The 11,880-nt window shown below is 62.3% G+C and carries 14 protein-coding genes; 6 read left to right on the forward strand and 8 right to left on the reverse strand.

From position 1 onward, the window contains the following. Positions 1-45: 45 nt before the first annotated feature. The 4 genes from ACNQOP_RS15965 to ACNQOP_RS15980 form a co-directional block, all read right to left on the reverse strand. Positions 46-1,116, reverse strand: a complete 1,071-nt coding sequence (locus ACNQOP_RS15965; RefSeq protein WP_284985998.1) for an alkene reductase — start codon at positions 1,114-1,116, stop codon at positions 46-48. 135 nt (positions 1,117-1,251) lie between these two features. Next, entirely contained in the window at positions 1,252-1,875 is a 624-nt protein-coding gene (locus tag ACNQOP_RS15970) for a phosphoheptose isomerase (RefSeq protein WP_416405086.1), read from the reverse strand. Between the two features lie 27 nt (positions 1,876-1,902). After that, on the reverse strand, positions 1,903-2,385 hold the full coding sequence (locus tag ACNQOP_RS15975; RefSeq protein ID WP_416405087.1) for a hypothetical protein: 483 nt from the start codon (positions 2,383-2,385) through the stop codon (positions 1,903-1,905). A gap of 109 nt (positions 2,386-2,494) precedes the next feature. After that, positions 2,495-2,932, reverse strand: a complete 438-nt coding sequence (locus tag ACNQOP_RS15980; RefSeq protein ID WP_257368846.1) for a hypothetical protein — start codon at positions 2,930-2,932, stop codon at positions 2,495-2,497. Between the two features lie 194 nt (positions 2,933-3,126). Between ACNQOP_RS15980 and ACNQOP_RS15985 the strand changes: the two genes are divergently transcribed. After that, a complete protein-coding gene (locus ACNQOP_RS15985) occupies positions 3,127-4,302 on the forward strand; it encodes a zinc-dependent alcohol dehydrogenase (protein ID WP_416405088.1) in 1,176 nt (391 codons plus the stop codon). Between the two features lie 91 nt (positions 4,303-4,393). Next, on the forward strand, positions 4,394-4,579 hold the full coding sequence (locus tag ACNQOP_RS15990; protein ID WP_211712941.1) for a CsbD family protein: 186 nt from the start codon (positions 4,394-4,396) through the stop codon (positions 4,577-4,579). 78 nt (positions 4,580-4,657) lie between these two features. On the opposite strand, the gene ACNQOP_RS15995 is transcribed toward ACNQOP_RS15990, so the two are convergent. Continuing rightward, positions 4,658-6,385, reverse strand: coding sequence for a purine-cytosine permease family protein (locus ACNQOP_RS15995; protein ID WP_416405089.1), 1,728 nt, complete (start codon positions 6,383-6,385; stop codon positions 4,658-4,660). Positions 6,386-6,578: 193 nt separating this feature from the next. Here ACNQOP_RS15995 and bioB point away from each other — a divergent pair, with 193 nt between their 5' ends. Together bioB and ACNQOP_RS16005 are read left to right on the forward strand one after the other, a co-directional pair. Then, the gene (gene bioB, locus ACNQOP_RS16000; RefSeq protein ID WP_416405090.1) at positions 6,579-7,592 is read left to right on the forward strand and encodes a biotin synthase BioB; all 1,014 of its coding nucleotides are present in this window, start codon (positions 6,579-6,581) and stop codon (positions 7,590-7,592) included. Between the two features lie 281 nt (positions 7,593-7,873). After that, positions 7,874-8,314 carry a very short patch repair endonuclease gene (locus tag ACNQOP_RS16005; RefSeq protein WP_284985991.1) on the forward strand — a complete coding sequence of 147 codons (441 nt, stop codon included), beginning with the start codon at positions 7,874-7,876 and terminating at the stop codon, positions 8,312-8,314. On the opposite strand, the gene ACNQOP_RS16010 is transcribed toward ACNQOP_RS16005, so the two are convergent. Then, a complete protein-coding gene (locus tag ACNQOP_RS16010) occupies positions 8,311-8,484 on the reverse strand; it encodes a hypothetical protein (RefSeq protein WP_416405091.1) in 174 nt (57 codons plus the stop codon). The genes ACNQOP_RS16005 and ACNQOP_RS16010 overlap by 4 nt on opposite strands. A 203-nt stretch (positions 8,485-8,687) precedes the next feature. Here ACNQOP_RS16010 and ACNQOP_RS16015 point away from each other — a divergent pair, with 203 nt between their 5' ends. After that, positions 8,688-9,068, forward strand: coding sequence for an Hpt domain-containing protein (locus ACNQOP_RS16015; protein ID WP_284985990.1), 381 nt, complete (start codon positions 8,688-8,690; stop codon positions 9,066-9,068). Between the two features lie 27 nt (positions 9,069-9,095). Here the strand turns inward: ACNQOP_RS16015 and ACNQOP_RS16020 are convergent, their stop codons facing one another. Next, positions 9,096-9,839: a response regulator transcription factor gene (locus tag ACNQOP_RS16020; RefSeq protein ID WP_284985989.1), complete on the reverse strand. Its 744-nt coding sequence runs from the start codon at positions 9,837-9,839 to the stop codon at positions 9,096-9,098. Positions 9,840-9,938: 99 nt separating this feature from the next. Here ACNQOP_RS16020 and ACNQOP_RS16025 point away from each other — a divergent pair, with 99 nt between their 5' ends. After that, positions 9,939-11,609 carry a sensor histidine kinase gene (locus ACNQOP_RS16025; protein ID WP_416405092.1) on the forward strand — a complete coding sequence of 557 codons (1,671 nt, stop codon included), beginning with the start codon at positions 9,939-9,941 and terminating at the stop codon, positions 11,607-11,609. Positions 11,610-11,612: 3 nt separating this feature from the next. Here ACNQOP_RS16025 and ACNQOP_RS16030 read toward each other — a convergent pair whose 3' ends face one another. After that, positions 11,613-11,867 carry a hypothetical protein gene (locus tag ACNQOP_RS16030; RefSeq protein ID WP_257368854.1) on the reverse strand — a complete coding sequence of 85 codons (255 nt, stop codon included), beginning with the start codon at positions 11,865-11,867 and terminating at the stop codon, positions 11,613-11,615. Positions 11,868-11,880 lie beyond the last annotated feature (13 nt).

An 11,880-nucleotide genomic window follows, 5' to 3' on the forward strand; every position in this document is an offset into this window, starting at 1 on the left:
TGGGGTGCCGACGTCGGGAAAAACTTCAGAGGTTGTGCTTGACGCTTAGTTCGCGTAGAACGGGTAGTCCGTGTATCCCTCGGCGCCATCAGCGTAGAAGGTGGACGCGTTCGGCTCGTTGAGCGGCAGGCTCTCGCGCCAGCGGCGGGCAAGGTCCGGGTTGGCGATGGCGGGGCGACCCACCACTACGGCATCGGCCAGGCCGTCCTCGATAATGGCCACGGCTTCCTCGCGGGTGGTGATCTCGCTGAAGCCCGTGTTCACCAGGAACGTTCCGTTGAAACGCTCGCGAAGGTCCTGGACCAAGGCGCCCTTGGGGTCGTGGTGCAGGATGCTCAGGTATGCCAGGTTCAGCGGGGCGATGGTGTCCACCAAGACTTCGTACGTGGCGCGTACGTCCGCGGCATCAACTTCGGCGATGCCTTGAACGTTGTGCTCCGGTGAAATCCGGATGCCGACGCGGTTAGCGCCGAGGGCTTCCACTACGGCATTGACGGTCTCGATCACGAAGCGGGCACGGTTCTCCGGGGAGCCACCGTAGCTGTCCGTGCGCACGTTCGAGTTCGGGGCGAGGAACTCATGCAGCAGGTAACCGTTGGCTGAGTGGAGTTCGACGCCGTCGAAACCGGCCTCAATCGCATTCCTGGAGGCAGTGACGATTTCCTGGATGACGCCCGGGAGCTCGTCCGTGCGAAGTTCGCGGGGCACCGGGTAGGCCTGCTTGCCGTTGGGCGTGCGGACTTCGCCGTCGATGGCTACGGCGCTGGGGCCGACGATCTCGACACCGCCGGTGATGTCGGCATGTGAAACGCGTCCACCGTGCATGATCTGGGCGAACATGTGGCCACCCTCGGCGTGCACAGCTTCGGTGACCTGCTTCCAGCCGGCGATCTGCTCTTCAGTCACGAGTCCCGGCTGGCCCGGGTAGGACCGGCCCGCGGGGGTTGGGTAGGTTCCTTCGCTGACGATCAAGCCGAGCGAGGCCCGCTGGCGGTAATGCTCAGCGATCAAAGAACCAGGAATGCCTTGGTCGCCCGCGCGAAGGCGCGTCAGGGGCGCCATCACCAGTCGGTTGGACAGTTCAAGTTCGCCGAGGGCCAGGGGGGAAAATAGCATGCGCGGATCCTTTCAGAATGAATCAGGTTCACTCTGGGCAACTGCATGGCGTCTGCAACTATTCCGCTTGAGGCGCAGATCACACAGTCGGGCTGGCATCCCGGGCGGAGCGCGCACCCAGAAACTCGCAGCGAGCTACTCCGGCTTGATGTTCTTCAGGGCGTCGTCAAAGCACTCGCAGAGGGCCAGGACCGCCACCAAGTGCGCTTCCTCGGCGTGGGGTGGATCGGTGTTGATGCAGATGGCTTCATTCACCGAGTCGGCGAGATCCTTGGACTCCCGGCCGCTGAGGGCCCAGACCCGGGCACCCCCTGCTTTGGCGGCGGCAGCAGCATCCCGCAGGTCGTCGGTGATGCCCTTCGCAGCCAGGAGGACAACGATGTCGCCCCGGCGGACCTGTTCTGAGATTTGGGCGCTGATACTTGCAGAAGCTCCATCAGATCCGCTGGAGCCCTTCGGAATGTAGATGGCTTTGAAACCGGAGCCACCCCCGGGGTCGTGGGCCGCGAGCTCCGAAGTGAACCTCTGGGCTTCATGCGATGAACCGTCGCTGCCGGCAGCGAACACGGTCCCACCCCGTCGCCGGACACGCGCCAGTTCTTCGCCCCATTCGGCGAGCCTGGAGGACTCCCGGCGCAGGGACGCAACCGCTGGACCGATTTCGCCCAAGTGCCCAAGAACCACATCCACGGCGTGCCGGCTCGCCTTGGACCCGGCCGCACGCACCTCCTGACCTGTTCGCCTCACCACGATGCTCACTTTCCCGCCTCCGTTTCCCGGTCGAAACTATAGGTTCCGATCGCCGTCGCGCGTTGAACCCTCCCGCACTGAACCGTTGCGATCAGACCGGTCCCTGGTCAGGCGCTCCCCCTCCGCCGCGTCGGTGCGATCGGTGGTGGATTCATCCAAGCGGTCCGAGCCGTTGGAAGGGTCGCGGTCGTTGGCATTCGGGTCGAGCTTGTCTGCGTGGCGAAGGTGCTCCTCAACGCGTCCGCGAGCCTCGTCGGCCTTCTCCGAGTGGCGTTCAGCTTCCTTGCGGAGCCGGTTGGCCTCCACTTCGGCCTGCAGGGCGTTGGCTTCGGCCTGCGCGGATTCGGCTTTGGCCTGATGCGCGCCGATGGCCTCCTCGGCGGCCTTCTCCCGCAGCTCTTCGGCGCGGTGACGGTTGACTTCAGCCTTCTTCCGGCGCCCGACGACGACCGCGATCACGACAGCGGCGATAACGACGACGGCGATGACGATGATCAGCACCAGTTGTCCTGTGTCCATCTGGATTACCTCCCTGGTGTGCGGCTTTTGGGGGCGCCGCCCGTTGCCCACGCTGTAGTTGCTACCGAGGATGTACCCCTGTGGGATCCTTCCAAACGATGTGCCTGGCCTATGCCGGGAGTTCCATTCGGAAACCACAGCGGCACTGGAGAACCCGGGTTTTCAGGTAAACGTCCATGAGGCCGTCATCGGTATCCTCGGTGGAAAGCGGTGCGTACACGCTGCGTGCGGAGTTCGTTGAGAATTGCATCGGTTCACCGCAGTGGAAGTACTGTCCGCCGAATTGCAACAGTCCGGAGACGGTTCCGTTGCGGTTCAGCACGGCAGCAACGTCATGGAACGCGGCGGTATGCGCATATGAGGACTCGCAGGCCAGGCAGGTGTAGGACACGGAGACCAGCAGTTCGCCGGAATGCGGCTCTATGGACTCGATCGTCTCAAGGTCCAGGTGGTCCGTGGAATTGCATTTGCCGCACAACAGCGCCTGTGCCTTAGGACGCGGCGTGGAGCCAGGAATCAACGGATTTCTCATCATCGACAATCTCATCTCTCCTTGGTCAACCCTGCCCGAGAACTCTCCCTGCCACTATCGTAACTAATGGTCAGCTTACTTACTAGTTTCTGGATGCAACCACATTGTCCGAGGTCGAGCGGCCTTGTGCCCGGGTATCAACTCTGATTCGCTGGGAAGGTCTCCTGCAGCGTGGGACAGCTCCAGCCGAACAGCAGGGAGAACCAGTTGTGAAAGCAGTGACATGGCAAGGCCGACGCTCTGTAAGCGTCATTGACGTCCCGGATCCCACCATTCAAGACCCCACGGATGCGATCGTGCGGATCACGTCGACGGCCATCTGCGGCTCAGACCTGCACCTTTACGAGGTCCTGGGCCCATACATGCATAAGGGCGACGTCATAGGCCACGAACCCATGGGAATCGTGGAAGAAGTCGGCTCCGAAGTCCACCGCCTGAAGAAGGGCGACCGCGTGGTGGTGCCCTTCAACATCTCCTGTGGGCGTTGCTATATGTGTAATCAAGGCCTGCAGTCACAGTGTGAAACCACCCAGGTCACTGCCAAGAACTCCGGAGCCGCCCTGTTCGGGTACTCCGAACTCTATGGCTCCGTGCCCGGCGGACAGGCCCAGTACTTGCGGGTCCCGTTCGCCGATTACGGTCCGGTCAAAATCGAATCCGATGCCCCCGACGAGCGCTACCTTTTCCTTTCGGACATCCTTCCCACCGCGTGGCAGGCAGTGGAGTACGCGAACGTTCCCGAAGGCGGCACGCTCGCGGTGCTCGGACTGGGGCCGGTGGGCCAGTTCGCTGCCAGGATCGGCGTCCATAAGGGATTCAGGGTGATCGGCGTCGACCCGGTGCGTGAGCGCAGGGCCCTGGCGGAACAGCACGGCGTGGAAACCATGGACTACAGCCCGGACGTTGCCGGCCAGATCCGGGAAGAGACTGTGGGACGCGGCCCGGACTCAGTGGTGGACGCCGTAGGAATGGAAGCCCACGGCTCACCCGTGGCGTCCTTCCTGCACAAGGCCGTGTCCTTGCTCCCGGACAAACCGGCACAGGCCGCCATGGAGACCATGAGCGTGGATCGGCTTGCCGCGTTGCATACTGCCATCGACATGGTCCGGCGCGGCGGGACGATTTCCCTGAGTGGTGTCTACGGCGGACAGGCGGACCCCATGCCGCTGATGACCATGTTCGACAAGCAGATCCAGCTGCGGATGGGCCAATGCAACGTTCGCAGCTGGACTGATCAGCTGCTCCCCCTGGTAGAAGACGACGCCGATCCGCTGGGCGTCATGCATCTGGTCACCCATACGGGTTCCTTGGATGAGGCACCTGAACTGTACGAGAAGTTCCAGAAGAAGCAGGACGGGTGCATCAAGGTGGTCCTCAAGCCATAGGCAGCCGGCACTTCACTGACCTTCAGGAAACACCCAGAATCGCTAGATAGCCTAGCGATTGTCAGAGTTGGATTACATCGAAGGAGGGCCCATGGGACTCGGAGACAAGATCAGCAACAAGGCACAGGAAGTCACCGGCAAGGCAAAGGAAGCCTTGGGCGACGCCACCAATAACGAGAAACTGCAGGCCGAAGGAGCCGCTGACCAGGCGGCCGCCAAGACCAAGCAGGCCGGAGAGAACGTCAAGGACGCCGCAAAGGACGTCTTCGACAAGTAATCCACCAGCAATAACCACACAGCGCAACGCCCGGCTTCCCCGATGGGGAGGCCGGGCGTTCGTGTTTGCCGGGAGGATCTACTTCTGGGCTGGCAGGACCAACTCGCCCGACTTGTCCGTGGACAAGGCGAGGGACGAGATAAACCGGGGTTCGCCGTCGGGCCCGTCCTGGCCGGAGCGAAGCATGTCCGGGCGTTCGAACTCGATGCCGGTGACGTGGCACAGGAGCTTGGCATCGCTCGGGTTGCCGTCGGCGTCAAACATGGGGAGGTCGATCCCGTCATCTGTGCGCCGGAGGTAATAGCGTCCCTTGGTCGCCAGTGCCAGGACCGGCGGCAACACCAGGGCCAAGCCCACCGCGAAAATCGGCGAGAACGGCTGCACGGCAGAACCGAAGGCCCCGAAGAAGACGGCGATCGAAACTCCCGCGGAGACCAGCATGGACATGAAGCCCACCGGGTTCACCGCATAAAGCATCCCGCGGCGGAACTCGGGAACCTTGGGCGAAATCTTCAGCAGGTACTTGTTGATGGCGATATCCGAGGCCACCGTGACCACCCAGGCCATGGCGCAGTTGGCGTAGAAGCCCAGGATGGTGTTGAGGAACTCGAACATGTTGGACTCCATGAGGATCAGCGCGATCACCAGGTTCACCACAACAAAGACCATCCGGCCCGGGTATGTCTTGGTGATGCGGGTGAAGGAGTTGGTCCAGGCCAGGGAGCCGGAGTACGCGTTGGTGACGTTGATCTTGATCTGCGAAATCACCACAAGCACGACGGCCAGGGTCATCGCGAGCCAGGCCGGCATCATTTCCTCGTAGACGCCCAGGAACTGGTGGACGGGTTCATTGGCGTGGACTGCTGCTGCTGGGTCGAGCTTGGCGATGAGGTAGATCGCAATGAACAGGCCGATGATCTGCTTGATGGCTCCGAAGATCACCCAACCCGGTCCGGCCAGGATCACTGCACGCCACCAAGCCCCCTTGTTCTCCGCGGTCTTGGGTGGCATGAAGCGGAGGTAGTCGATCTGCTCGGCAATCTGCGCCATCAGGGACAGGCAAACACCGGCCGCCAGCATGACGGAGGCCAGGTTGGGGCCGCCTTCGCCTGACGCGCCGGTGAAGGCGAAGAACTCATCGATGCTTTCCGGGTGTGAAAGGAGCAGATACCCCACGGGAACAACCATCAGCAGCAGCCACAAGGGTGTGGTCCACACCTGCAGGGTGGCCAGCGTCTTCATCCCGTAGATCACCAGCGGGATGATGATGATGGTGGACACCGCATAGCCGATCCACTGCGGGATGCCCAAGCCCAGCTGCAGGCCCTGGGCCATGATGGAGCCCTCGAGGGCAAAGAAAATGAAGGTGAACGTGGCGAAGATGATGTTGGTGACCACCGAGCCGTAGTAACCGAATCCCGAGCCGCGGGTGATCAGGTCCAGGTCGATGTTGTACCGGGCCGCGTAGTAGGCCAAGGGGAAGCCCGTGGCGAAGATGATGACGGCGGCCACGATGATGCCGAAAATCGCATTCACTGTTCCGTAGGCGATGCCGATGTTGGCGCCGATCGAGAAGTCGGCCAGGTAGGCAATGCCACCCAGAGCACTGGTGGCCACCACTCCAGCGCTCCACTTCCTGTAAGAGCGCGGGGCGAACCGGAGCGTGTAATCCTCCAGGCTCTCCTTCGCGGCACTCAATGCGTCGGCGTTGCCTTGCGTCGGTGTGCCGGCGGTGCCGATTCCGACGGCGGTGCTTGCCGCCGTCGTCGGCTCCAATATGGCGGTACTGGTCTTGTCGTCACTCATGCGTGGTCGCTTTCGTCCGGGGAGGGTGCCTCGCCCACGACGCTAGTAATGCAGCGCGTCAATTCCGTCACGTGCGTGTTTCGCATCTGTAACTTCTGTATCAGCGGCCCCGCGTGCCACCACCAAAATCCCCGATCAGGCTTTGTGCGCAACCCACAAAATCGACGATGACCTGCACGGATACCGTCAAGGCATGACCACCGAAGCCATCAGTTACGCCATCCTGGACACCGCCCGACAACAGGTTCTGGAACGCGGTGAGGGCCTGGACGAGGCGCAGCTCATCGAGATCCTCGAACTCCCCGACGACGCCATCCCGGCAGCCCTGCAACTGGCCCACGAGGTGCGGCTCAAACATTGCGGGGAGGATGTCGAGGTGGAAGGCATCATTTCCATCAAGACAGGCGGGTGCCCCGAGGACTGCCACTTCTGCAGCCAGTCCGGCCTGTTCGACTCCCCTGTCCGTGGCGTGTGGCTGGACATCCCCGAGCTCGTGAAGGCAGCCAAGGAAACCGCCGCCACCGGCGCCACCGAGTTCTGCATCGTCGCAGCCGTCCGTGGCCCGGACATCAAACTGATGAACCAGATCAAGTACGCGATCGACCGCATCAACGAAGAAGTGGACATCAACATCGCCTGTTCCCTGGGCATGCTCACGCAGCGCCAAGTGGACCAGCTGGCGGAGTGGGGCGTGCACCGCTACAACCACAACCTCGAAACGGCCCGCAGTTTCTTCCCGGAGGTGGTCACCACACACAGCTACGAGGAACGGCTGGAAACCTGCGCCATGGTCAAGGCAGCCGGCATGGAACTGTGCTGCGGTGCCCTGATCGGCATGGGTGAATCGGTGGCCCAGCGCGCCGAACTGGCCGCTCAACTGGCAGCCCTGGAACCGCACGAAGTCCCCCTCAACTTCCTCAACCCCCGCCCCGGAACACCCTTGGAAAACCAAGGAATCATGGACGGCAAGGATGCCCTCCGTGCCATCGCCGCCTTCCGGCTCGCCATGCCCCGCACCGTGCTCCGCTATGCCGGCGGCCGCGAGCTGACGCTCGGAGATCTTGGCACCCGCGATGGACTGCTCGGGGGCATCAACGCGGTGATCGTCGGCAACTACCTGACCACCTTGGGCCGCCCCGCCAACGCCGACCTGAACCTCCTGGTGGAGCTGAACATGCCCATCAAGGAATTCCAGAAGTCCCTGTGACAACCGGCTACTGCGGCCGTTGCGGCGGCGTCGCAGACGCGCCGGCAGGGCCCGGCGACATTCCGACGTCGGACCCCCACCACAGCTGCCGGCAGCAGTTGGCGATGGAACCGCCACGCTACTGCGGGGAGTGTCGAAGGAGGATGAAGGTCCAGGTGACTCCGACGGGCTGGACGGCGGAGTGTTCGCGGCATGGCCTCACGCGGTTTGGTGCAGATCCTGCCCCTCAAAGCGCTTCCTAAAACGGCATCCGTTCAAAACTCCCTGGGTAGGCTGGATCCATGGGCGAAAGCCGGGACCGTCTGACGCAGGAGCAGCGCAGCCGCAACATGTCCAAAATCCGTGGGAAGAACACCAAGCCCGAACTGCTGGTCCGCAGGCTGCTGCATGCCAAGGGCTACAGGTATCGGCTGCATGGACAGGCCGGGCCAACCAAGTTGCCCGGCCGCCCGGACCTTGTGTTCGCGGGCAAGCGAAAAGTCATTTTCGTCAACGGCTGCTTCTGGCATTTTCACGACTGCAAGGTTGGCTTGCATGCCCCGGCGGCCAACGCGGAGTTCTGGGAAGCCAAACGTTCCCGGACCCGGGAGCGCGACGCAAGGCAACGGGAGCTGTTGCTGGCTGCGGGTTGGGACGTACTGACCGTATGGGAATGCGAGCTCGGAAACCGGTCGATGCTCGAAGAGCGGCTGACCGGTTACCTCGACGCGGGCAGTGGCTAGCGGGCGGAGGTGGTTGTCGGGGCTGATTCACCAACGTGCTCAACACCGGCGCCATGAGAGCTCTGCTCCCAGAGGGCAAACGCGGCGGTACCGCCGATGCCCAGGAGGATGGTCATGCAAACGACAATCACAACCATGAGTGCCGGTGATATTCGAGCCCCACTGTCCATGCTGTTTCCGCTCCTTGGTTCAAGGCTGACATCCCCGGATCAGTGACCCCCAACCTGCTCCTCATCACTTTCCGGCCCGGCGATCAAGACTGCCTCTGAGTCCGCTCAAGATTGGATCAAGCTTTGGATTTCTGGCGCGTGGGTAGTTCTGCGGGTCCTACTGTTGAATCGTGAATCGATTGTTTGGAGGCGGGAGGGGTTTGGTGTCTGAGCACGGCGAATGCACCGAAGTCCTGGTGGATCGCACGGTCCTCATCGCTCTCCAGGCCGAGCTTGGCGGCGACCCGGGCATCATCAGCGCATTCGTCAGGAACTACGTATCCCTGCTGCCGTGGCGGGTTTCGCGGCTACATGCCGCCCTGGACAACCTGGACATGGAAGATGCCATGGACGCAGTGTTGAGCCTCAAGACCTCCAGCCACATGGTAGGCGCGATCTGCCTGGAGTCGTTGGCACAGGAACTGGAGATCAACCTCCGCCTCTTGCCCAACGAGAACCACCTCAAGGAGCTGAGGCCCCTGGTGACCCGGATCGAGCAATACGTGTTTGGCACCATCGCGGAGCTGGAATCTCCGGTTCTGTAACCAAGCGCGGTTCTGTGACGAAGCGCCTTAGTTGCTCTGCACCGGTGGTGCGAGCCGGTATCCCACGCCGCGGACCGTCTCCAGCCAACGCGGTGCCTGGATGCTGTCCCCGAGCTTCTTCCGCAGGTTGCCCATATGTACCTCAACGGCACGCTCGTCGGCGTCGCTGACGTAACTTCCGACGTCGTATGGTTCGTTCCTGAGGCGGCGCGCCAGATCGGCTTTGGTCCGCACAATCCGGCCTGTCTCCAGCAAGGCCAGCAAGAGGTCGAACTCGGTGCGAGTCAGTTTCAGTTCTTTGCCATTCAGCACGGCGCTGCGTGAGCCCGCGGAAACGGACAGGCCGTTATGGGCCATCTCGGGATCGGCTTCGTCCGGCGCGCTCCTGGTGTCCGACGACGCGCGGGGCCTCCGCATCATGGCCTCCACACGGGCGCGCAGCTCGCGGGGACGGAATGGCTTGGTCAGGTAGTCATCGCCGCCGGCTTCGAGGCCCATGAGGGTATCGAGTTCTTCGGCACGGGCGGTCAGCATAATGATGTAGGCGTCCGAGGACTTGCGGATTTGGCGCGCGACCTCAAAACCGTCGATGTCGGGAAGGCCGAGGTCCAAGGTGATGACGTCCGGATTCAGCTCGCGGGCCGACATGACGCCGGCAGATCCCGTGGACGCAGTGTGGACATCAAACCCCGCCTGGGATAGAACCACACGTACCAATTCGCGGATATCCTGGTCATCTTCAATGACCAACCCCACACGTACTTCACTCATCGCTGCCCCTCAGCCCCTTCGATAACCTCAGAAGTATATCCGTTATGGTTAGGCTGATCTCATGAACCAAATTTCTTCTGCATCCGTGGTGGATGTGCCATGACCGGCCCTTCTTTTTGGGATATTGGCGAAAAGAAGAAATTGTTGATCTTTCAGCGCTCCTTCCATGAACATACCCTGCGGATGCGGGTAGTCCTCAGCCAATTGCCGTTATCGGTATGTGTCTGCTTGTCGGCTGTATTGGTTTGGCTGTTTTTTCCGGCCACACTCGAAAATCCGTTGTTCCTGATCTTCCTGCTCAGCCAGGCTTTTTTGTTGGCATTGTGCATCATTGTGCCGTGGCACAGGCTTCCCTTTGCCAGCTTCCTGGCCATCCCCATCCTGGACATGGTGTCGATCGCGTTCGGCCGGGAGGGTGGGCAGGAAGCGCTCACCGGCCTCAGCGTCCTGGTGGTGCTGCCGGTCATTTGGCTGTGTGCGTCGGGCCTTTACCCGAAGCTGGCCATAGCCCTGTCTTTCATAGGCCCCTTGGCCATCGTGTGGTCCCCATTGTTCGCCCGGGGTGACCTCTCGGAACAGGCCCTGACCAAGCCGCTCCTGTTCCCCATTCTGATTCTCGGCATCGGCGTGTCGGTCAGCGTGCTGACCTTGAGCATGGTTCGCCAGCAGCGTGCATTGGAGCAAAAGGACGAAGCACTCAAGGAAGCCCTGGATGTGAGCACCAAGCAGGAACGCCTGCTGAACACCGTCATGGAGGCCCTCCCGCTGGGTGTGGTGGCGGTAGACGGGGACGGGCACGACATCCTCATGAACCGACGCCAACGGCAGACCCACACCCTGGCGACTCCCCCGGACATCGAAGACCCCAACGAGTCCCAGCTGCTCGTCTTCGACACCGACCGGACGACCCCCTTGCCGGCCGACCGGCGACCGGTGCGCCGTGCTGTGCTGGGCGAACGGTTCACCGACCAGCTCGTGTGGCTCGGCGACGGCAAGGACCAGCGCGCCTTCACCGCAAGCGCCCGCCCCATGGTGGACGATGCCGGGAAGTTCGCCGGCTCAGTGGTGGTGTTCAGCGATGTAACCGAGTTGGTGAACGCGTTGGCTGCCAAGGACGACTTTGTGGCCAACGTTTCCCATGAGTTCCGCACTCCCCTGACGTCCATCCTGGGCTACGTGGAACTGATCCTCGACGATCCTGATGTGTTGGATGCGAGCTCCCGGAAGCAGCTGGATATTGTCCGGCGCAACGCCGAACGGCTGCTCACCCTAGTCTCGGACCTCCTGGCTGTCCGCTCGGGCCAAATCGCCATCCAGCCACATGCCGTGGACGTCGCGGAGCTGGTGCGGGGCAGTGTTTCCTCCGCCGAACCCCGGGCAGCTAAGGCCGGGATCAGGCTATCCATGAACCTCCCGGACGCCTTGGAAGCGCACGTCGACTCGTCACGGATTGCGCAGGTGCTGGACAACCTGGTGTCCAATGCCATCAAGTACTCCCCCGACGGTGGAGACGTCGAGGTAGCTGCCTGGGAAGACCAGGACTTCGTTTTCTGCCGCGTCACCGACACCGGCATGGGCATGAACGAAGAAGAGCAGGCCGAGGCCTTCACCAAGTTCTTCCGTGCCGGCGGCGTCCGCAACAGCGCTATCCCTGGGGTGGGGCTGGGACTGCCCATCAGCAAGGCCATCGTCGAAGCGCACGGAGGCACCATTACCCTGGAAAGCGAACCGGGCCGCGGCACGACCTTCACGGTGAAGGTGCCTGCCTAAGGCTCAACGCTTGGCCGGTGATCCTCCCACCAAGGCCGAGTCACGACGCCGGCCGAACAGGAAGTAGCTGACGGGACCGAAGAAATTGATGAAGGATGCGGCCCGCCACAAGCCCTTCCTGCCCCGGATATTGGCGTCCGGGGTTTTGGCGATACTCCGCTGCGCAGCCACCAGTAATGCCATGTTCACCACGCCGCTGGCCACCACGGAGATCCGCTGGCCTTTGCTCATATCCCGCCACGATTTCTTGCGAGCCATGGTTTTTTCCTCC

Source organism: Arthrobacter sp. LFS091 (assembly GCF_047977885.1).
Lineage (GTDB): Bacteria > Actinomycetota > Actinomycetes > Actinomycetales > Micrococcaceae > Arthrobacter.

Excerpts from the sequence above, each read along its gene's own strand:
- ACNQOP_RS15980 (WP_257368846.1), bottom strand. The coding sequence starts at position 2,932 with ATGAGATTGTCGATGATGAGAAATCCGTTGATTCCTGGCTCCACGCCG.
- ACNQOP_RS15965 (WP_284985998.1), bottom strand. The coding sequence starts at position 1,116 with ATGCTATTTTCCCCCCTGGCCCTCGGCGAACTTGAACTGTCCAACCGA.
- ACNQOP_RS16020 (WP_284985989.1), bottom strand. The coding sequence starts at position 9,839 with ATGAGTGAAGTACGTGTGGGGTTGGTCATTGAAGATGACCAGGATATC.
- ACNQOP_RS15995 (WP_416405089.1), bottom strand. The coding sequence starts at position 6,385 with ATGAGTGACGACAAGACCAGTACCGCCATATTGGAGCCGACGACGGCG.
- ACNQOP_RS16010 (WP_416405091.1), bottom strand. The coding sequence starts at position 8,484 with ATGGACAGTGGGGCTCGAATATCACCGGCACTCATGGTTGTGATTGTC.
- ACNQOP_RS16030 (WP_257368854.1), bottom strand. The coding sequence starts at position 11,867 with ATGGCTCGCAAGAAATCGTGGCGGGATATGAGCAAAGGCCAGCGGATC.
- ACNQOP_RS15975 (WP_416405087.1), bottom strand. The coding sequence starts at position 2,385 with ATGGACACAGGACAACTGGTGCTGATCATCGTCATCGCCGTCGTCGTT.
- ACNQOP_RS16025 (WP_416405092.1), top strand. The coding sequence starts at position 9,939 with ATGACCGGCCCTTCTTTTTGGGATATTGGCGAAAAGAAGAAATTGTTG.
- ACNQOP_RS16005 (WP_284985991.1), top strand. The coding sequence starts at position 7,874 with ATGGGCGAAAGCCGGGACCGTCTGACGCAGGAGCAGCGCAGCCGCAAC.
- ACNQOP_RS15990 (WP_211712941.1), top strand. The coding sequence starts at position 4,394 with ATGGGACTCGGAGACAAGATCAGCAACAAGGCACAGGAAGTCACCGGC.
- bioB (WP_416405090.1), top strand. The coding sequence starts at position 6,579 with ATGACCACCGAAGCCATCAGTTACGCCATCCTGGACACCGCCCGACAA.